Raw genomic sequence first — 18843 nt, 5'->3', positions numbered from 1 at the left:
GAAAGCCGGCCAATCCCATCCTTCTTCCAAAGGTCCGTCATGAGCGCCTTCAAGTCCGAGTTGATGCAGATCCTGACCGAGCGTGGCTTCGTCCACCAGTGCTCGGATAGCGAAGGGCTCGATCGCCGCTTCGCGACGGAGACGGTCACCGGCTATATCGGCTTCGACGCCACGGCGAAGAGCCTGCATGTCGGCTCGCTGATGCAGATCATGATGCTGCGCTGGATGCAGAAGACCGGCCATCGCCCCCTGGCGCTGATGGGCGGCGGCACCACCCGCATCGGCGACCCGTCCTTCAAGGACGAGGCGCGCAAGCTGCTCACCGACGAGATGATCGACGAGAACCTCGCCGGCATCCGCAAGGTGTTCGCCAACTACCTCGATTTCGACCGCGCCGAGCGCCCGGCGATCATGACCAACAATGCCGAATGGCTGAACGGCCTGCATTATATCGACTTCCTGCGCGATGTCGGCCGCCACTTCTCGGTCAACCGCATGCTTTCCTTCGACTCGGTGAAGATGCGCCTCGACCGCGAGCAGTCGCTCTCCTTCCTCGAATTCAACTACATGATCCTGCAGGCCTATGACTTCGTCGAGCTGAACCAGCGCCATGACGTGACGCTGCAGATGGGCGGCTCCGACCAGTGGGGCAACATCGTCAATGGCATCGAGCTCGGCCACCGCATGCTGGACAAGCAGTTCTACGCGCTGACCACGCCGCTGCTGACCACCTCGTCCGGCGCCAAGATGGGCAAGACCGCGAACGGCGCCGTCTGGCTCAACGCCGACATGCTCGGCTCGTACGAGTTCTGGCAGTTCTGGCGCAACACCGAGGATGGCGACGTCGAGCGCTTTCTGAAGCTCTACACCGAGCTGCCGCTGGACGAGATCGCCCGCCTGGCGGCGCTGGGCGGCTCCGAGATCAACGACGCCAAGAAGATCCTCGCCACCGAGGTGACGGCGCTGGCGCATGGCCGCGCCGCGGCCGAGGAAGCCGCAGAAACGGCGCGCCGCACCTTCGAGGAAGGCGCGCTGGCGGAAAATCTGCCGACGATCGAGGTCGCTGCGTCCGACTTCGCCAACGGCCTTGGCGTGCTGTCGCTGTTCGTGCAGGCCGGCCTCGTCGCCTCGAACGGCGAAGCCCGCCGCCAGATCAAGGGCGGCGGCCTGCGCGTCAACGACCAGGCGATCACCGACGAGAAGGTTCTGGTCGGCCCGGACGCACTGACGGCGGAAGGCGTGGTCAAGCTGTCGCTCGGCCGCAAGAAGCACATCCTGGTCCGCCCGCTCTAAGCTTCCGGACCGGTTGAATTCCAAGGCGGCGCAGGCAACCGCGCCGCCTTTTTCTTGTTTTGAGGGAAGCGATCCGGAACGATCAGTAGCCCCGCCGTTCAGTTGACCGGAAACTCGAAGATCTTGCGGAAGATGCCGGGGGTGATGACCGAGAGGGGGTTGATCATCAGGCTGGGCGCGCCGAGCTTGCCGTCCACCTTGAAGGTGACGCCGATCAGGCCGCCCTTGCTGCCGCCGCCCAGCGCCAGACCGATGATGGGAAGCCTGCCGAACAAATTGTTGAAGGCATAGGCCGGCAGGTAGGTACCGGCCAGCGAGACGGTCTGGCGGGCGAGGTCGAGCGTTCCGTTGAATGTCGCGCCGACCGAGGCGCCGCGCAGGGTAGCGTCGTCGATGACGACGATCGAGCCACGCTTGGTGTAATCGAGCCGCATGCGGTCGAACGGCACGTTGGACGGATCGAGGCCGGTGCGCGTCGCCTCGGGGCCGCTGCCATTGGTGGCGGAAACCAGCCGACTCATCGACGGCTCGTCGACGATGCGGAAATTCCAGACGTCGAATACGCCGGAGAACGGCCCGCTGGAGCCCGCCCGGGTTCCCGTCAGGGTCAAGCGCCCGCCGGCGATGCGGCCGTAAATGTCGATGAAGCGGAACACGCTGCCGGCATCGCCGGAGTTCAGCCGCAGCTCGGCCTTGTCGCCGCCGTCGATGAAGCTGAGCGAGATGCCGCCCTTGTCGAGCATGCCTTCGAGCGACGCCTTCTGCACGGTGCCGCCACGTGCCTGCACGACGACGGTGGCGTCCGACAGCGTCGCCTGGTTGAAGCCGATCAGCGTGCCGACCTTGGCGTCGAGCGAGATGTCGGCCGCGCCCTCGCTCGGCCCCATCGCCGCCGACTTGTACTGCGCGATCAGCCCGCGCACGTCGAAGGAAGACCCCCGCGCCACGATCGCGTAGCCATTGCCCTTGCGGCTCAGATTGACGGAAATCTGGTCGCCCTTGCGCAGCGCCAGCCGATCGAGATCAGCGGAGACGAGGCCGTATTTGGAGTCGAGCACGGCCTTGCCCTTGAAGCCGAAGCCGTCGCCCGCAGCGACCATGTTCTCGACGACAAAGCCATTGCCGCTCGGGCGCAGATCGAAGCTCAGCTTGGCCGGAACGCCGATGCCCTTGGACCAGCCGACGGCCTGGAGCACGAGGCGCGCCTGCTTCAGGTCCAGCTCGTAATGCTGCCCCTTGCTGCCATCGCCGAGGTCGGAAACGGTGGCGCCGACCGTGCCGCCGATGACATTGTCGAGGCCGATGCCGAGCGCCTTGCGGGCCTTCTCATCGAGGCTCAGCGTCACCTTGCGACGGCCGGCCTCGGTCTGCCCGTCGCCATCCGTGTCGCCGAGCGGCTGGGTGACGTCGATCGAGACCGGGACGCCGTTGATCGTCGCCTTGCCGTGCAGTTCGACCTCCGCCTGCGTCGCTGTCATGGAGAAGGCGCCGTTCTTTACCAGCTTGCCTTCGATCGGCTCGCTGCTGGCAAAGCCCGTGGTCGTCAGCCCGACGCGCCAGTCGACTTCGGTCGGCGTCAGCCCGGGCTGGAGCGGCAGCTTGATCGAGACGGTGGCCTGCGCCTTGCCGGAAAGGGTCGCCGGGTCGATCGAGCGGCGCTCCATGGCGCGCATCGGTTCGCTATTGGCGATCTCGGCCATGGCGCCGACATCGCCTTCCAGCTGCATCTCGATCTGCGCGTCGGGGAAGCGCTGGGCGGTGTTGGAGACGGCGAAGGCGCCGGCCGTGATCTCGACCGTCTTGCCAAGCGAGGTGACGACCCTGCCCTTCTCGATGTCGAGGCCGAAGGTCGAGCCCGCCAGCACGGCATTGCCGCTCGCGCCGGTGACGGTCGGGACCGTTCCGATCGTCGTGAACGACACGTCTTCGAGGCGCATGTCGAGGCGCATATATTCTTCCGGCAGGACCACACGCTCGCCGGTCCACAGGACGCCGGCCGGCACGGATGCCTCGAAGCGGCCCGCTTCCAGCGTCCCGCCCGTCACATGCTCATAGGCCCACTTGCGCGCCCCGCCGGCGAGAAAGGGCGGCCACATTTGCTTCAGCGTCGAGAGCGCCATCGGCGAGAACGAGGCTGCCATGGCGAGCGACGGCGTTGCGCCCTCAAGTCCCAGCGAGCCGGCCGCGGCGATCGAGCCGCCCTGGGTCGTGATCGAGGCGTCGGTGAAATCGATGCGCTTCGCGTCAACATCGGCGGTGCCGACGAAGGCGATCCTATCGGCGACGATCGGCGGTGCGTTGGCGTCGGCGGCGAAGAGAACCGCATTGCGGCTCTCCAGCGTGAAGCCGTATCGGCCATCCGCCTTGTCGCTCAGCGGCTTGACCTCGCCGGCGACGACGGCGCGGGTGTCGCCGAAGAAGAAGGAGGACGGCTCGATGACGATGGCGCGGCGCGGCACATCCCAGCGCAGCCGCACCGTCGCCTCGTCGAGCAGCACCGTGTCCTTGCCAAGCCCCGAGACGAATGTGCCGGCGCCGAGATCCAGTCGAACCGTCGCTGCCTGCACGTTTCCCTTGTCGTTCAGGCGAACGGTGGCGCGGCCGAACATCGGCACGTTGGATTGCAGCATGCTGTCCGGCCGGCCCAGGGCAGGATTGAGATCGGCCAGCGACAGCTGCGAGAAGATCAGCGAAAGGTTGCGGTCGTGGGTCTCGGGATCGACGGTGCGCTCGGCCAGCACGCCCCAGCGCCCGGCATAGCCCGACGTATCGAGATTGGCCTTCACGGCGCCGGTATCGGCATCCACGGTCAGCGCGATGTCGGTGTGCCCGAAGCTGCGCTGCTGCATCTGCACGGCGTCCCAGACCCGGATCGTCGAGGCATCGACCGACAGACGCTCGAAGCCGCGCGAGATCGCGAAGTCCACGGCCGGATCGAGCGCGCCATTGACGGTGCGCAACGCCCGCAGCAGGTCGGGGAAGCCGCCATCGGCGACATCGGCGCTCTCGGGCGCGGTGGCGCTCTCTGGCGCCGTCGGCGCCGCCGCGGTCACCGTCGGTGGCGGACCGGGCTGGTGATCGGTATCCGCCGTGCCCAGATAGACCGCGCCCGAGGGGGCACGCACGAAGGAGACGTCGGCGTCGGAAATCTCGACCGTGCGGATGTTGAGGCGAAGACGCAGGAGCGAGAGCGGATCGATCGCCAGCCGCGCCGCCGGAACGTTGCCGACGACGACATTGGCGCGATCGCGCACGGAGATATCGTCGAGCTGGACGACGAGGCCGAGCACGGGATCGACATCGATCAGGGCGCGGCCGACCTTTACCGCATAGTCCGGCCCGAGGCGGGAGGCGAGCGAGGCGCGCACACGGTCGCGCACGGCGTCGAGTTCGACCGGCCCTGTGGCCACGATGGCCGCCAGCGTGCCGAACAGGATCACGACGAGCAGAAGAAACGCCCCAAGAAGACGCAGCAGCAAGCTGGACCAGCCACGCCGTCTCGGCGGCGGACGCTCATAGAGAGGCCGGTGAGCGCGCGCCGATGGATACTCGTCGAGGCGCATTGTCAGGCGTCAACACCCCTTGCCGGCCGCATCCGTTCGGGGAGCGGCGTGAAACTCATCGGTGACGTCGACCGATCCGAAGCAGGAGACCGACGTGCGGATTCTGATCTCATCCGGAATCGCGAGCCGATCCAAGCCCCACTTGCAAATTCCCCGTCAATTCTGCTTCTCACGCCAGACAAGTGCGACGAAAGGAAGGCAGCATGTCCACACTGACCCAAGGTTCCCTGGCTCCGGATTTCGACCTTCCGACCGATGGCGGCAGCAGAATCAAGCTCTCGGAGCTGAAGGGACGCAAGGTAGTCCTCTATTTCTACCCGAAGGACAACACTTCCGGCTGCACTGTGGAAGCGATCGACTTTTCGGCGCGTCAGGCCGACTTCGAGGCGGCCGATACCTTGGTGATCGGCGTGTCGCCCGACAGCGTCCAATCTCACGAGCGCTTCCGGAAGAAGCACAAACTCTCGATCACGCTCGCCTCCGATGAAAACAAAGCCATGCTGGAGAGCTATGGCGTCTGGGAGGAGAAATCGATGTTCGGGCACAAATATATGGGGGTGGTCCGCACCACCTATCTGATCGACCGCGACGGCAGAATCGCCCGCACCTGGGAAAAGGTGAAGGTGAAGGGGCATGTCGACGAGGTCCTCGCCGCCGCCCGGAGCGCATGAAGCCCCTCATGGAACCGACCGACCTGCGCAGCCTCGCCGCGGCTTCCGCCCGCATTGTCGCCACCGCCGATCTCGACGAGAAGGTCGAGCTTGCCTTCGCCACCGCCAAGGCCTGGTTCGGCCGTCGCCTGTCGCTCTCGGCGGGGCCGCTCGACGGCGCCATGCCGGAACGGCCCGGCCGTCCCGCCAATCTGGTGCTGGTGCCGCCGCGCGAATTGCCCAAGCGCTCGGTTCATTCCGAGCATGGCCGGATCTCGATGATCCATTCGCTCGCCCATATCGAGCTGAACGCCGTCGACCTGACCTGGGATCTGGTCGGCCGCTTCGTGCGCGTCCCCCTGCCCCGCTCGTTCTTCGACAATTGGGTGCAGGTGGGGCTGGAGGAGGCCAAGCACTATTCGCTGCTGGCCGACCGGCTTCGTTCGCTCGGCGCCGCCTATGGCGACCTTCCGGCGCATGACGGGCTCTGGCAGGCGACCCAGGAAACCGGACACGACCTGACCGCCCGGCTCGCCATCCTGCCGCTCGTGCTGGAAGCGCGCGGGCTCGACGTCACGCCGCCCTTGATCGACAAGATGATTGAAGTCGGCGACGCCGAAAGCGCGGCCATTCTTTCGATCATCTACCGCGACGAAAAGCGCCATGTCGCCTTCGGGGCCAAGTGGTTCCGCTTCATGTGCGACCGACAGAATCTGGCGCCGGAACCGACCTTCCGGCAGCTGGTAATCAAGCATTTCCGCGGTCCGCTGAAGCCCCCCTTCAACGAGGCAGCGCGCTCCGAGGCAGGCATGACGCCGGGCTTCTACCGCCCCCTCGCCCCCTCCCGGGACCGCTGAGACGGCGCGGCATCAACCAAGCTTTAACCTTAACCGCCTCTAATCGTTGCGATCGGTCGTTCTCCTCGGCCAAAGGTCCGAGTACCGACGTTACGGTTGGAACGCAGATGCCGAGTCAGTATCAAGATTATCATCCAATCCCCCGCCAGAGCCTCGTCTCTCACCTTCCCGCCCCCCCGCTACCGGAGCCCGAAGCGCCGCAGGCACGGGCGGGTGGCAGACGGGGCAAGACGCAAATCGTGATCGCCGATGGCGACCGCGTGCGGGCCATCCACGTTCGCCGGCGCACGATCGCGCTTGGCGGTGTCTGCCTGCTGCTGCTCACGACGCTGTACTTCGGCGCAACGGCCTATCTCGTCTTTCGGGACGGCCTGCTCAAGGCCGCCGAAGAGCAGCAGAAGGCCATCATCGCCTCGCAAAACGTCCGCGAGGCGCGCGAGCTCGAAGCCAGCGCCATTCACGAGGGCCAGATCACGGCCTATGAGACCCAGGTCGCAACGCTGCGCGACAAGGTGGGCAAGCTGAATGCCGAGATCGAGACGCTGAACAAGACGCGCTCGAAGGAGAGCGCCGGCGTCGACGAGAAGGTGCGCAGCCTGCTCGACCGCCAGAAGGAACTCGAAGCCCGCCAGAAGGCGCTTGCAAAGGTTGCCGAGGCAGCCCGCCGCGCCGGATTGGATGTGCCGATCCAGCCCTCGACCCCCGCCAAGCCAAAGCCGGCCAAGGGCCGCAAGGCCGCGCTCGACCCCGAAGTGACGGGTTCGATTTCGCCGGCCGTCGCCAAGCCTTCCGTGCAGTTCGCCGACATGGGCCTGCGTTCGCCGCAGCCCATGCCGGCCATTGTCGCCCCGCGCCTCGATCCGCTCGAGGACAAGATCGCCTCGATGGCGGCCGATCAGGACGCGCTGGTGGGCGGCCTGATGGCCGGCGTCACCAAGCGGACACAGAAGATCGACGCGGCGCTGCGCAAGCTCGGCCGCCGCGTGCCGCCCGCCCCGTCCGGTGTCGGCGGTCCGTTCGTGCCCGCGCCCAGGGGCGCGATTTCCAGCCCGGCCAACTTCAAGGCGGATGTGGCGACGCTGACCAGCCAGTTCGACCGCCTCGCCAAGCTCCGGCAGATCGCGCTCGACCTGCCGCTGAAGCGGCCGATCGAGAACGCCGACATCAGCAGCCGCTTCGGTACCCGCTCCGACCCGTTCCTCGGCCGTCCGGCGATGCATACAGGAATCGATTTCCGCGCGCCGACCGGCTACCCGGCCCGCGCCGTCAATGGCGGCCGGATCGTTGCCGCGGGCTATAATGGCGGCTACGGCAATTGCGTCGATGTCGACCACGGCAACGGCGTCGTGACCCGCTACGGCCACCTGAGCAAGATCAGCGTCAAGGTCGGCGAGCGCGTCGTGGCCGGGCAGAAGATCGGCCAGGTCGGTTCCACCGGCCGCTCGACCGGCCCGCACCTGCACTACGAGATCCGCATCGACGGCGAAGCCATCGATCCGATGATCTATCTCCGCGCCGGCCAGGAAATCACCGCCCTGCTCTAGCGAGCAGTCTCGCTTTAGGCGTGAAAGCGCCGGCGGTATTCCGCCGGCGACAGCCCGACGATCCGCACGAACACCTTCCGGAACGCACCGGAATCGCCATAGCCGACCTGCCAGGCGATCTGGTCGGCCGACAGCGCGCTGAACTGAAGCAGTTCGCGCGCGCGGTTCACCTTGAGCTGCTGCTGGTATTCCGTCGTCGTCAGCCCGGTCGCCTTGCGGAAGCGGCGCAGGAAGGTGCGCTGCTCCAGCCCCGCCTGCGAGGCGAGCCGCTCCAGCGAGGCCTCGCCGTCGGCCAGCCCATGCAGCCAGTGCTGCGCCTGCAGAACCGCCCGGTCGCCATGACCCAGCCGCGGCACGAAGGTGCTGTAGTAGCGCTGCTCGCGCCCCGGCGGATCGACCAGCAGCACGCGCGCCGTCTCAAGCATCACCTCCGAGCCGAGATAGCGATCGACCAGCTTGAGGCCGAGATCCGTCCAGGCCATCAGCCCGCCGGCGGTGACGATGTCGCCCTCATCGACGATCAGCCGGTCGAGATCCAGCCGCACGTCGGGAAACCGCCGGGCGAAGGCCTCTCCGAGCCCCCAATGCGTCGTGGCGGTCCGGCCTGCGAGCAGGCCGGTTTCGCCGAGCAGGAAGGCGCCGGCGCAGACGGAGACGAGCGTACCGCCGCCCGCATGGAATTCGCGCAGCCATGCCGCATAGGGCGCGGCGGACTCCGGCCCGATCGGATCGCCGAGGCTCGGCGGCAGGATCAGGGCGGCGGGCGTGCTGGCGCCCTCCGGCGCGCTGTCGAACACGCGGACGACCGCCCCACCCGGCTCGGACAGGCGCCAATGGGAGACACGAAGCGGCGCGCTGGCGGCCTTTCCCTGTCGCAATGCCGTGCGGTTGGCGACGGCGAACAGGTCGGTCAGGCCGAGCACGCCGGCCATCTGCGCCTCGGGATAGAGCACCAGGCCGAGCTCTCGAATTTCCACCTTCCCCATATGTCCAAATCACCCCGCCATTTGTCGATATCGACAATATGGCGCTGTCCCCTACGCTGCCATAGTGGCGCTGTGAACAACCAGCCATCGGGAAGAGCCGCCATGAGCCAACGCGCCATCGTCGTCGTCGATCTGCAGAATGACTATTTTCCGGATGGCAAATGGTCGTTGGAGGGCATCGAAGCCGCCGCTGCGCAGGCGGCGAAGGTCATCGACGCAGCCCGCCAAAGGGGCGATGCCGTCATCCACATCCAGCATCTGGCAACGTCGCCGGAAGCGCCCTTCTTCGTCCCCGGCACCGAGGGCGCCGAGATCCACGCGACCGTCCGGCCCCAGGGCGACGAGACGGTCGTGACCAAGCATTTCCCGAACGCGTTTCGCGAGACGGTACTGAAGCAGGTTCTCGACGAGCGCGGGATCGACGAGGTCGTGCTCGTCGGCGCAATGAGCCACATGTGCATCGCCGCGACCGGCCGCGCCGCCGCCGACTTCGGCTACAAGACCGTCGTCATCCACGATGCCTGTGCAACGCGCGCGCTGGAATTCAACGGCACGACGGTTCCCGCCGCGCAGGTCCATGCCGCCAACATGGCCGCACTGGCCTTCGGCTACGCCAAGGTGATCGGTGCGGCCGAGTGGATCGCTGGCGAGGGCTGATGGCGGCGGAGTGAGTCCCCAACATCCGGGCGGAGCCAAGCCCCGCCCGGAGAAGAATCAGTCGAGATCCTGGACGTCGACTTCGTTGCCGCCGAGGCGCTGGGCCAGGGCTGCTTCCATGAAGTCGTTCAGATCGCCATTCAGCACGTCCTGCGGGCTGGTCGATTCCACGCCCGTGCGCAGATCCTTGACCAGCTGGTAGGGCTGCATGACGTAGGACCGGATCTGGTGACCCCAGCCGATGTCCTTCTTGGTCGATTCCGTCGCCATCGCGGCAGCCTCGCGACGCTCCAGCTCGGCCTCGTAGAGGCGCGAGCGCAGCATGTCCCAGGCAGCGGCCCGGTTCTTGTGCTGCGAGCGCTCGTTCTGGCACTGCACGACGATGCCGGACGGAATGTGCGTGATGCGCACGGCCGAGTCGGTCGTATTGATGTGCTGGCCGCCGGCGCCCTGCGCGCGATAGGTATCGATGCGGCAGTCGCTCTCGTTGATCTCGATCTCGATCGAATCATCGACGACCGGATAGACCCAGATCGAGGCGAACGAGGTGTGGCGGCGCGCGGCGCTGTCATAGGGCGAGATGCGGACCAGGCGGTGCACGCCCGATTCGGTCTTCAACCAGCCATAGGACTGCTCGCCCTTGACGAGGATGGTGGCCGACTTGATGCCCGCCTCTTCGCCGTCATGGACTTCCAGCAGTTCGACCTTGCGGCCGCTCTTCTCCGCCCAGCGCGTATACATGCGCAGCAGGATGTTGGCCCAGTCCTGGCTCTCCGTGCCGCCGGCGCCGGCATGCACTTCGACATAGGTGTCGTTGCCGTCGGCCTCGCCGGAGAGCATCGAATTGACCTGGCGCTTGCGAATGTCGCCCTTGAGCGCGAAAATCGCAGCCTCGGCCTCGGCGACGATCGAGGGATCCCCCTCGGCCTCGCCCATCTCGATCAGCTCGATATTGTCCTGAAGCTCGCGCTCGCTGGTCAGAACGGCGTTGATGCCGTCCTCGAGGCCCTGGCGTTCGCGCATCAGCTTCTGCGCCTTCTGGGGATCATCCCAGAAGTTCTGCGTCTCGGAGAGGGCGTTCAGTTCGAGCAGGCGTCTCTGGGCACGATCCCAGTCAAAGATGCCTCCTCAGCAGGGTGATGCCCTGCTTGATCTCGTCGATGATCGTTTCGATCTCGGCTCGCATTGGATAGACGTCCATTTCTCGTTCGGGCGGGTTACCCCGCCGGGTGGGGCAACATAGTGATGCCCCTATCCCATGTAAACCAAGCCGACCAACCAGGGAGATCCCGATGACGCCGCTTCCCAAGGCTTTGTTCGCCCGCCGCTTCCGCCCGATGGCGGCCCTGCTGCTGATCCTCGTGCCAGGCAGCGCCCTCGCCGATGGCACCATGGCGGCGCGAACCCTGACCAAGACCGACAAGGAGCGGATCGCCCGCTACGAGGCGACGCAGAAATCGGCCATAGCCGAGGCGCGGGCCAAGGGCGACAAGGCGGATGTGGCGACGCTCGACGCGCTGCTGGCCGGGAAGCCCCAGCCGATCCTCGGCGTCGATATCCGCGGCGACTATCGCTGCCGGACGATCAAGCTGGGCGGCAGCCTGCCGCTCACCGTCTATGGCTGGTTCAACTGCAAGATCGACGAGGACGACCTCGGCTACCGGCTGACCAAGACCAGCGGGTCGCAGCGCCTGACCGGCCGTTTCATCGACGATTCCGCCAACCGCTTGCTCTATTACGGCGTCTCCTTCATCGCCGGCGAGAAACCCGGACGCTATGGCGCCAAAGCCGACGACGACCAGGTCGGCTATTTCCTGAAGACCGGGCCGAAGAGCTACCGGCTCGACCTGCCGCTGCCGAAATTCGAATCGAAGTTCGACATCATCGAACTGCAGAAACGGTAGTCCAGACAGGGCGGCGCGCGTGCTTCGAGGCCGGCCTTTGGCCGGCACCTCGGCATGTTGAGGTTCAGGGCTCCCTGGGGAACAGTCCTCAACATCCTGAGGTGCCCGAGCGAAGCTCGGGCCTCGAGGGACGCACTCTGACCGTTTGCTAAAGCAGCGTGCCGCTCAGGATCACCATCGCCACGCTGAAATAGATCACCAGGCCGGTGACATCGACGAGCGTCGCAACGAAAGGCGCCGAGGCGCTGGCCGGGTCGAAGCCGAGCCGCTGCATGATGAAGGGCAGCATGGAGCCCGCCATCGAGCCGAAGGTGACGATCCCGAGCAGGCCGGTGCCGACGGTGGCCGCGATCAGCATCCAGTGCGGGCCGTAGTCGTAGAGGCCGAGCACCTGCCAGGCGCTGATGCGGATGACGCCGAGCGTGCCGAGAATGGCGCCCAGCGTCAGGCCGCTCGGCAATTCGCGTAGCGCGACCCGCCACCAATCCCGAAGCTTGACCTCGCCCAGCGCCAGCGCACGAATGATCAGAGAGGTCGCCTGCGAGCCGGAATTGCCGCCGGAGCTCATGATCAGCGGAATGAACAGGGTCAGCACGATCGCCCGCTCCAGCTCATGCTCGAAATGCTGCATGGCGGTCGCCGTCAGCATCTCGCCGATGAACAGCGCGCAGAGCCAGCCGGCCCGCTTGTGCATCATCTTGAGGAAGCCGATGTCCATGTAGGGCTGGTCGAGCGCCTCCATGCCGCCGAACTTCTGGACGTCTTCCGTGCTCTCCTCGAAGATCGTGTCGATGATGTCGTCGACGGTGACGATACCCACGACATGGAACCGTTCGTCGACGACCGGCACGGCGATCTGATCGTATTTCGAGAACAGGCGCGCCACTTCCTCGCGGTCGGTGCGGGGCGTGACGGTGATCGGACGGCGATGGCGGGCGGCGGACAGGACCGGGGCATTGAGGTCGGCCGCGATCAGGCGGCGCAGCGTCACGGTCTGCACGAGCGCATGCGTGACCGGGTCGAGCACGCAGATCGTGTAGATCGTCTCGCGGCTCTTCTCGACGACGCGAATGTGCTGCAGCGTCTGGCCAACGGTCCAGTTGGCCGGGACGCTCACCACTTCGGTGGTCATGATCGAGCCGGCGCTGCCTTCCGGATAGGCGGCGAGCCGGGCGACGGCGTTGCGGGTTTCGGGATCGAGCTTGGCGATCAGCTGCGAGCGCGTCGGCTCGTCGATTTCCGCCAGCAGGTCGGTCGCCCGGTCCGCCGACATGCCGGCCAGCACCCGGACCGCGCGCTCGCTCGGCAGGCTCGACATCAGCTCGACCGCGGCTTCGAACTCCGGCTGGTCGAGAACCTCGATCAGCCTTTCGTCGGAAACGCCGGCCAGAAGCGCCGGATTGGCCTCGGCTTCATGTTGGTTGAGACGTTCGACGAGATCCGCAACGTGCTCGCCTTCGAGATCCAAAGCGCGCGAACGCACGGTGGCCTCGTCTTCGCGGACGATATCTTCCATGACTCACTCCGATCGGCCACCCAGCCGGTCGCGTGAGCCGATCGAGCGATCAGATCACGGCGGCCGTGGGCGGCGCCTGTATTCGACAGCTACTGTCGCTCGACATGAAACTGGGGTTCCAATGGGGGTCGGCCGCAGAAGCGGAAACCGACTTGACCCGGGTCAGGTGCGCCACTCCGCCGGCCGCGTCAAGCTCTTTCGCTCCCTCGGCGCAACGAAATTCAATTTGACGCAGTTTTGCCGCGCGTCGCCATTTTAAGGCGGCTAGGGAACGCTGCAGCGCCCGAGAGCGCGATGCCCTAGGTGAACGGCCTCAGCTTCGCATGGCCACCAGAATCGCCCCGGACGCGATCAGGAGAACGCCGAGCCAATTCCGGGCGGACAGCTTCTCGCTCAGGAAAACGACGCCGGCGCGGGGAACCCTCGTCGCCCCGGCGAAGGCCGGGGCCCATGAACGCCGGCCGAACAAGCCCAGGTGCCAGCCCCTCCAAGCCCGGCCTGCGTGTATGGATCCCGGCCGTCGCCGGGATGACGGCTCAGCAAGACCGAGCGCTCGCGCTTCAACGATGACGTGTGAAGGCCTCCCTCAGGGAGAGGTGAAGGAAGTGCGCCTGCCCTCAGACCGCCTACGCCAGCGGCCGGACCATGAAGCGGGCGTCGTCGTCATAGCTGCGCAGCTTGGCGTCAAGCCCCGGGATGGAGACCGTGTGGAAGCCGTGGCGGCCCCAGAAGCCGGCCGAGTCGTTCACGGCGACGAGGGAGACATCCGGGCAGCCGGACTGGCGCGCGCCATCCAGCAGGAGGCGGACAATGGCCGAGCCCGCGCCCTGCCCGCGCGTCTCGGGCAACAGGGCGAGGTCGTGGATGTAATAGGTCGTGGGCAGCTCCGGCAGCGCGCCGAGCAGCGAGTTGAGCGGTGGCGGGGCGAAGGCCTGCGCCGGATGGCTCAGCACATAAGCGATCAGTTCGCCGTCGCTCTCATAGACCCAGCATCCGCTGGGCCAGAGGCGCAGGCGCTCGGCGAAGATTTCGGGATCTTCGGGATAGGCCGCGTGAACCCGGTCTGCGATCGCGGCCACCGCGGGCAGATCGGCCGGCCGCATCGGCCGCCAGGTTCCCGGCTTGGTCGGGATATCGCTCGTCATCGTCAAGGAAACAGCACCAAACAAGAGGCCGCGGATTGGAGCCCGCGGCCTGCTTGATCAGTAGAGGCCACCGGTGCCCGATATGACGGCCCGGTCGGCTTCCGGCGTCACGGTCAGCGGCTGACCATTCGCATCGGTCTGGCCGATGATCGAATAGGTATCCGGCGGACCCGTGCCCGGCTTGAAGGCTTCGAGGATCGTGCCCGCGCCGCCGGCGGTGGAGCGCATACCGGTCTTGCGGTCGATGGGGATCAGGGTGAGACCCGGCGGCACGCGGAACGGGATGGCGGCCTTGTCGGCCAGCGCCAGCTTGAAGAAGTCGCCAGCGATCGGAGCCGCGATTTCGCCGCCCGTCATGCCGCGTCCCATCGGCTTCGGATTGTCGTAGCCGATGAAGACGCCGACCACGAGATCCGGCGAATAGCCGATGAACCAGGCGTCCTTGTAGTCGTTCGAGGTACCCGTCTTGCCGGCAAGCGGCTTGCCGACGCTCTTCAGCACCGTCGCGGTGCCGCGCTGAACGACGCCTTCCAGCATCGAGGTGATCTGGTAGGCGGTCATCGGATCGAGCACCTGCTCGCGATTGTCCTCGATGACCGGCTCGTCCTGATGCGACCACTGCTCGGCATCGCAGCCTTCGCAGATGCGCTCTTCATGCTTGAAGATGGTCTTGCCGAAGCGATCCTGGATACGGTCGATCAGCGTCGGCTTCACCTGGCGGCCGCCATTCGCGAACACCGAATAGCCGGAGACCATGCGCAGCACCGTCGTTTCCGACGCGCCGAGCGCGTTGGGCAGGAAGGGCCCGAGCTTGTCATAGACGCCGAAGCGCTTGGCGTATTCTGCCACAAGCGGCATGCCCATGTCCTGCGCCAGGCGCACGGTCATCACGTTACGCGACTGCTCGATGCCGGTGCGCAGCGTGGAAGGCCCGTAGAACTTCTGGGCGTAGTTTTCCGGACGCCAGATCGGCTGGCCATAGCCGGGGTCGACTTCGATCGGCGCATCCATGACCACCGACGACGGCGTGTAGCCATTGTCGAGGGCGGCGGCATAGACGAACGGCTTGAACGAGGAGCCCGGCTGGCGCAGCGCCTGGGTGGCGCGATTGAACTGGCTCTCCGCATAGGAAAAGCCGCCATCCATCGCCAGCACGCGGCCGGTATGGGGATCCATGACCACCATGGCGCCGGCGATGCTGGGCACCTGGCGCAGGCGGAACGAGCCCGGCTTGCCATCGGCCGGCTCGACATAGACGACGTCGCCGACTTCGAGCGCGTCGCTGGCGCCGGTCAGCTTCTTGCCGGCGGGCTTTGCCCACTTCATCTCCGAGAACGGGATGACGCCGGTTTCGCGGGCGGGCAGCAGCTTGCCGGTCTCGTCCCGGCCCGGCTGCAGGCCGATCTCGGCCTCGTCCTTGTTGACGGCCGTGACGATGGCGAGGCGCCATTCGATGATGTCGGAAAGCGCCGGCACGGTGCCGACGGCAACGCCCCAATCGCCTTCGATCGGCACGTTCTTGACGGGTCCACGCCAGCCATGCTGCTCGTCGAACTGGACCAGGCCGTTCATCAACGCTTGGCGCGCCATGACCTGCATGCCCGGGTCGAGCGAAGTGCGCACCGAGAGACCGCCGTCATAGAGCGCCTTCTCGCCATAGATCTGCATCAGCTGGCGGCGCACTTCCTCGACATAATAGTCGGCGGCGAAGATGTGCGGGCTGGCGACGCGGGTCTTCACGCCGAGCGGCTGCGCCTTGGCGGCCTCGCCTTCGTCGGCGGTCGCGAAGCCGTTCTCGACCATGCGGTCGATGACCCAGTTGCGACGCTCGATGGCGCGGTCGGCATAGCGGAAGGGATTGTAGTTGTTCGGGCCCTTGGGCAGCGCCGCCAGATAGGCGGCTTCCGACAGGGTCAGCTCGTGCACGGACTTGTCGAAATAGGACAAGGACGCGGCGGCGACGCCATAGGAACCAAGGCCGAGGAAGATCTCGTTCAGGTAGAGCTCGAGGATCTTGTCCTTCGAGTTCGCCTGCTCGATGCGGAGCGACAGGATCGCTTCCTTGATCTTGCGGTCCAGCGAGCGCTCGTTGGTCAGCAGGAAGTTCTTGGCGACCTGCTGGGTGATCGTCGACGCGCCGATCATGCGCTTGTCAGACGAGAGCGCCGCGATGTTCTGCAGGGCCGCGCGGGCGATGCCGTAATAGTCGAGACCGGCGTGCTGGTAGAAGTTCTTGTCTTCCGCCGAGATGAAGGCAGCCTTGACCCGATCCGGGATCGCCTGGATCGGCAGATAGAGGCGACGCTCGCGGGCATATTCGCCGACGAGCTGGCCATCGGACGCGTGGATGCGCGTCATCACCGGCGGCTCGTATTTCGCCAGGACCTCAACCGACGGCAATCCGCCCGTCAAGCCGGAGACATACCAAGCCACACCTGCAGCAACTGCCAAGAAAAACACGGCGCCAATCCCGAATAAATAGCCGATTAGTCGCAGAAACATATCGCTCGCGTTCCCCGCTGGATCGCCTTGCCGGCGACAAGCTCAGGCCGACGAGACGAACCCCGGTACGAAATTGGTTGATCTACCTGGCAGCTCTTGCCAGGCCGGTCCCGAAAAAAGAACGACACCGTCCGCGCGATATGCGCGACCAACGCCTGAAGGCTTGGGGCTCAACCGCCCGTTGACTGAAGGCGAACTACAGGTTCGTTTGGCCTCGATAGACCCAACAGGTCCGTTCTTCCAGTCCGTTTGTGGAGAAACTTGGGCGCTGCCGGCCGGAAGGGAAGCGCGAGCCGCCGCGTGTTGTTCGAGCAACAGCGCCTTCATGGCTCGCCGACCCCCGAAGTCAGGGCTTCGGAGGCGGCCATGTTGGCGACCCGGTTGCGAAAATAGGCGTCGATGGCGCGGGTGATCGCGACGGCCGTCTTGTCCCGCCATTCGGGAGAAGTCAGCAGTTTTTCGTCATCCGGATTGGACAGATAGCCTAGTTCGACGAGAGCCGAGGGGACGTCGGGCGCCTTCAGGACCATGAAGCCTGCCTGCTGGTGCGCGCGCTTGAACAGGCGCACCGCCGGCTTCAGTTCCTTGATCATATTGCGGGCAAAGACGACCGCGAAATTTTTCGTCTCGCGCCGCGCCAGGTCGATCAGGATGTCCGAAACCTCGTTGGTGTCCTCCGGAACGTCGACGCCGGCGAGGATGTCGGACTTGTTTTCCGATTCTGCGATCGAGGCCGCCATCTGATCCGACGCGCGCTCCGACAGGGTGTAGACGGTCGCGCCGCGGATATCGCTGCCCGAGAAGGAATCGGCGTGGATCGAGATGAACAGGTCGGCGTGCTTGGAGCGCGCGAACTGGACGCGGCCTCGCAGGGTCACGAAGGTGTCGTCCGACCGGGTCATCAGCACTTCGTAGCGGCTATTCGCCTCGAGCTTTTCCTTCAGCGTCTGGGCGAAGGCCAGCACGATGGTCTTTTCCAGCATGCCGGACTTGGCGATGGCGCCGGAATCGATGCCGCCATGGCCGGGATCGAGCACGATGCGCAGCTTGCCGTCGTTCGGGGCGGGACCGGGCACGGCCTCGCGCTCATGTCCCGCGGTGGCGCGGTCGCGATCACGCGAGATGCGCAGCGTGTCCAGGAAGGCGGTGCGGGTGCTCTTGACCAGATCGACGACGAGCCGTGCCGGCTGCCCCTTGTCGGCCGGCAGCACGAAAGCCTTGTCGACCGAGACCGGGCCGGTGGCATCGAGCACGATGCGCGACTTGCCGGCGGAGATCAGGCCATAGCGGAAGGCGGAGACGAGCCCCTTGCCTGCCTTGCCCGCATCGGCGGCGAGATCGAAGTGGACTTCCGGCAGATCGACGACGACCCGGTAGGGTTCGTCGAGGGTGAAGACGGAGACGGCCGAGGGGCCGGTCAGATCCATCACGAAGCGGGTGCGCGATCCGTCGCCGACGACGCGCGCCTCGCGCGCAATCACCGGCTCGCCGGATACGGCCGGCGGCGCGGCAACGAGAGGCGCATTGTCGGGCGCCGGCGCGATTGCGGCTGGCGTCTCGGCGCCTTCTGTCGAGGCAACCGGGGAAATGGCGGAGGTGACGCTATTGTCGATCGGCGATTGGGCGGCGGACGCCCACGCGGAAAACAAGACGAAGCAGCCTGCGCCCAGCCATCGCCCGGCACCCTGTGTGGCCCTTCGCCCATTCTGTCGATCGGCGCTGACGCCTTGTCGTTCTCGCATGTCTATCGTGTCGTCCGGTGCAGCCTTGCCCCCGCCCCGATCTTGGCTGTGTAGACGATTAGGATCGAATGGTTAAGACCTCCTAACCAAACCGGCTTCATGCACAGCTGGATGAGTGTAAAACGGCTGGTTCGGGAAGCGAGATCCCCCTTCGGCACCGCCATGCTTCGCCGTCCAATATCCTTGCCAAGAATCGTCGCCTTCCATAAAAGGAGACTACGGAATTCATCCTCCGACCGGTTTGCTGCCTAACGTGGCGTGATCGGCATGATGCGGTGGGGCGCTGAGAGACGATCGACCCGATCAAGGGTTGCCGCCTCAAGAGCGTTCCGCGGTCACTTCGGTGCACGGTCTGGGGATGGGACAGGTATCTTTGTCGTGCAGGCTCGACCCTTTCCGAGCGCACGGCCGGCGAGCCTGCGATCCGGCGGCTGTGGGACGCGGAAGCGTCCGCGGTCGGGATTTCCGGCGGGGGCAGCTCTGC

General features: G+C 66.0%; 13 protein-coding genes. 6 read left to right on the top strand and 7 right to left on the bottom strand.

Annotation, left to right across the window (positions count from 1 at the left end):
* Positions 1-39: 39 nt before the first annotated feature.
* The gene (tyrS, locus tag ACHMWQ_RS12455) at positions 40-1293 is read left to right on the top strand and encodes a tyrosine--tRNA ligase (protein ID WP_396307700.1); all 1254 of its coding nucleotides are present in this window, start codon (positions 40-42) and stop codon (positions 1291-1293) included.
* Positions 1294-1391: 98 nt separating this feature from the next.
* Here tyrS and ACHMWQ_RS12450 read toward each other — a convergent pair whose 3' ends face one another.
* The gene (locus ACHMWQ_RS12450; RefSeq protein WP_396307699.1) at positions 1392-4772 is read right to left on the bottom strand and encodes an AsmA-like C-terminal region-containing protein; all 3381 of its coding nucleotides are present in this window, start codon (positions 4770-4772) and stop codon (positions 1392-1394) included.
* Positions 4773-5059: 287 nt separating this feature from the next.
* Here ACHMWQ_RS12450 and bcp point away from each other — a divergent pair, with 287 nt between their 5' ends.
* The 3 genes from bcp to ACHMWQ_RS12435 all read left to right on the top strand — a co-directional run bounded on the left by bcp (position 5060) and on the right by ACHMWQ_RS12435 (position 7907).
* Entirely contained in the window at positions 5060-5527 is a 468-nt protein-coding gene (gene bcp / locus ACHMWQ_RS12445; RefSeq protein ID WP_396307698.1) for a thioredoxin-dependent thiol peroxidase, read from the top strand.
* Between the two features lie 8 nt (positions 5528-5535).
* Positions 5536-6363 carry a ferritin-like domain-containing protein gene (locus ACHMWQ_RS12440; RefSeq protein ID WP_396307697.1) on the top strand — a complete coding sequence of 276 codons (828 nt, stop codon included), beginning with the start codon at positions 5536-5538 and terminating at the stop codon, positions 6361-6363.
* A gap of 239 nt (positions 6364-6602) precedes the next feature.
* Positions 6603-7907 carry a peptidoglycan DD-metalloendopeptidase family protein gene (locus tag ACHMWQ_RS12435; protein ID WP_396307696.1) on the top strand — a complete coding sequence of 435 codons (1305 nt, stop codon included), beginning with the start codon at positions 6603-6605 and terminating at the stop codon, positions 7905-7907.
* A 14-nt stretch (positions 7908-7921) separates the two neighbouring features.
* On the opposite strand, the gene ACHMWQ_RS12430 is transcribed toward ACHMWQ_RS12435, so the two are convergent.
* A complete protein-coding gene (locus tag ACHMWQ_RS12430) occupies positions 7922-8893 on the bottom strand; it encodes a GlxA family transcriptional regulator (RefSeq protein ID WP_396307695.1) in 972 nt (323 codons plus the stop codon).
* A 102-nt stretch (positions 8894-8995) separates the two neighbouring features.
* Between ACHMWQ_RS12430 and ACHMWQ_RS12425 the strand changes: the two genes are divergently transcribed.
* Positions 8996-9550: a cysteine hydrolase family protein gene (locus ACHMWQ_RS12425; RefSeq protein WP_396307694.1), complete on the top strand. Its 555-nt coding sequence runs from the start codon at positions 8996-8998 to the stop codon at positions 9548-9550.
* Positions 9551-9607: 57 nt separating this feature from the next.
* Here ACHMWQ_RS12425 and prfB read toward each other — a convergent pair.
* Positions 9608-10736, bottom strand: a protein-coding gene (gene prfB / locus ACHMWQ_RS12420; RefSeq protein ID WP_396309439.1) for a peptide chain release factor 2 whose coding sequence is annotated in 2 segments (ribosomal slippage) — positions 9608-10666 and positions 10668-10736 — 1128 coding nt in all. Because the reading frame shifts where the segments join, the coding sequence is not laid out codon by codon here.
* Between the two features lie 106 nt (positions 10737-10842).
* On the opposite strand from prfB, the gene ACHMWQ_RS12415 reads away from it, so the two are divergent.
* Positions 10843-11454 (top strand): DUF4893 domain-containing protein, encoded by a 612-nt coding sequence (locus ACHMWQ_RS12415; RefSeq protein WP_396307693.1) that lies wholly within the window; start codon positions 10843-10845, stop codon positions 11452-11454.
* Positions 11455-11602: 148 nt separating this feature from the next.
* Here ACHMWQ_RS12415 and mgtE read toward each other — a convergent pair whose 3' ends face one another.
* The 4 genes from mgtE to ACHMWQ_RS12395 form a co-directional block, all read right to left on the bottom strand.
* Positions 11603-12970, bottom strand: a complete 1368-nt coding sequence (gene mgtE, locus ACHMWQ_RS12410; protein WP_354548442.1) for a magnesium transporter — start codon at positions 12968-12970, stop codon at positions 11603-11605.
* Between the two features lie 626 nt (positions 12971-13596).
* Entirely contained in the window at positions 13597-14115 is a 519-nt protein-coding gene (locus ACHMWQ_RS12405) for a GNAT family N-acetyltransferase (protein ID WP_396309438.1), read from the bottom strand.
* 57 nt (positions 14116-14172) lie between these two features.
* Positions 14173-16617, bottom strand: coding sequence for a penicillin-binding protein 1A (locus tag ACHMWQ_RS12400; RefSeq protein WP_354548438.1), 2445 nt, complete (start codon positions 16615-16617; stop codon positions 14173-14175).
* 323 nt (positions 16618-16940) lie between these two features.
* Positions 16941-18266: an N-acetylmuramoyl-L-alanine amidase gene (locus ACHMWQ_RS12395; protein WP_396307692.1), complete on the bottom strand. Its 1326-nt coding sequence runs from the start codon at positions 18264-18266 to the stop codon at positions 16941-16943.
* Positions 18267-18843 lie beyond the last annotated feature (577 nt).

It is taken from the genome of Kaistia sp. UC242_56, from assembly GCF_044452255.1.
Classification (GTDB): domain Bacteria; phylum Pseudomonadota; class Alphaproteobacteria; order Rhizobiales; family Kaistiaceae; genus Kaistia; species Kaistia defluvii_A.
This window is presented reverse-complemented; position numbering and strand designations above follow the sequence as displayed.

Excerpts from the sequence above, each read along its gene's own strand:
- tyrS (WP_396307700.1), top strand. The coding sequence starts at position 40 with ATGAGCGCCTTCAAGTCCGAGTTGATGCAGATCCTGACCGAGCGTGGC.
- bcp (WP_396307698.1), top strand. The coding sequence starts at position 5,060 with ATGTCCACACTGACCCAAGGTTCCCTGGCTCCGGATTTCGACCTTCCG.
- ACHMWQ_RS12440 (WP_396307697.1), top strand. The coding sequence starts at position 5,536 with ATGGAACCGACCGACCTGCGCAGCCTCGCCGCGGCTTCCGCCCGCATT.
- ACHMWQ_RS12430 (WP_396307695.1), bottom strand. The coding sequence starts at position 8,893 with ATGGGGAAGGTGGAAATTCGAGAGCTCGGCCTGGTGCTCTATCCCGAG.
- ACHMWQ_RS12425 (WP_396307694.1), top strand. The coding sequence starts at position 8,996 with ATGAGCCAACGCGCCATCGTCGTCGTCGATCTGCAGAATGACTATTTT.
- ACHMWQ_RS12415 (WP_396307693.1), top strand. The coding sequence starts at position 10,843 with ATGACGCCGCTTCCCAAGGCTTTGTTCGCCCGCCGCTTCCGCCCGATG.
- mgtE (WP_354548442.1), bottom strand. The coding sequence starts at position 12,970 with ATGGAAGATATCGTCCGCGAAGACGAGGCCACCGTGCGTTCGCGCGCT.
- ACHMWQ_RS12405 (WP_396309438.1), bottom strand. The coding sequence starts at position 14,115 with ATGACGAGCGATATCCCGACCAAGCCGGGAACCTGGCGGCCGATGCGG.
- ACHMWQ_RS12400 (WP_354548438.1), bottom strand. The coding sequence starts at position 16,617 with ATGTTTCTGCGACTAATCGGCTATTTATTCGGGATTGGCGCCGTGTTT.